General features: G+C 55.5%; 1 protein-coding gene. It reads right to left on the bottom strand.

All coding sequences use genetic code 11. The features are described 5' to 3' along the window. Positions 1 to 988, bottom strand: a 988-nt coding sequence (locus HMPREF9163_RS04435; RefSeq protein ID WP_009440474.1) for a terminase large subunit, incomplete at both ends; no start/stop codon positions are given.

Here is a 988-nt window from a genome sequence, read left to right as displayed (position 1 = left end):
GTATCATTTCCACACCGAATCGCACGATCCAGAGCCATGATGAGCGCAATCACACCGTCAATCTTCTCGGTGGACTTCTCCTTGTCCGCCTTGATGTTCCCCGCAGGATCGGTGCGAATGAAGATGTTGTCTGCCATCCAGCGCATGACGGGATGCCCGCCGTGCGCTATTTTCTTTTCCAGCGTCAGCTTCATCAGCTCTTTGGTCGGCGGACTCATATCCTTGAAGCCCTGCCCGAACGGAACAACGGTGAATCCCATTCCTTCGAGGTTCTGTACCATCTGCACCGCGCCCCATCGGTCGAACGCAATCTCTCGGATGTTGTACTTTTCGCCCAGCTTCTCAATGAACGCCTCGATGAATCCATAATGCACGACGTTTCCCTCTGTTGTTTGCAGGAAACCTTGCCTCTCCCACACGTCGTACGGAACGTGGTCGCGCCGCACACGCAGGTCAATGTTCTCCTCTGGAATCCAAAAGTACGGAAGGACGGCAAACGGCTCATCTTCCTCCGTCGGAGGAAACACGAGGACAAATGCCGTAATATCCATCGTGGAGGAAAGGTCAAGACCGCCGTAGCAGACGCGACCTTCCAAGCCTTCTGCATCCACGGGTATGGCACACGCATCCCACTTATCCATCGGCATCCACCGTACGGACTGCTTCACCCACTGGTTCAGACGGAGCTGACGAAAGCTGTTTTCCTCGGCGGGATTCTGCCGTGCCGAATCACAAGCCGCCTGTACCTTGTCGATGCCGACCGTGATGCCGAGGGACGGATTCGACCGTTTCCATACCTCGGGATCTGTCCAATCCTCATCTTCCTTCGCTCCATAGATCACGGGATAGAAGGTCGGGTCAATCTTTCGACCTTCCAGAATGTCTTTCGCTTTCTGGTGCGTCTCGTAGCAGATGGACTGTGTATCCGTCCCCGCCGTGGTGATGAGGAAGTAAAGCGGCTGCATTCGCGCATCGCCGGAGCCTTTCG

Origin of the sequence: Selenomonas sp. oral taxon 138 str. F0429 (assembly GCF_000318175.2) — a bacterium.
GTDB lineage: Bacteria > Bacillota > Negativicutes > Selenomonadales > Selenomonadaceae > Centipeda > Centipeda timonae.
Note: the sequence above shows the minus strand (reverse complement) of the source record. Positions and strands in the feature narration are given on the sequence as shown.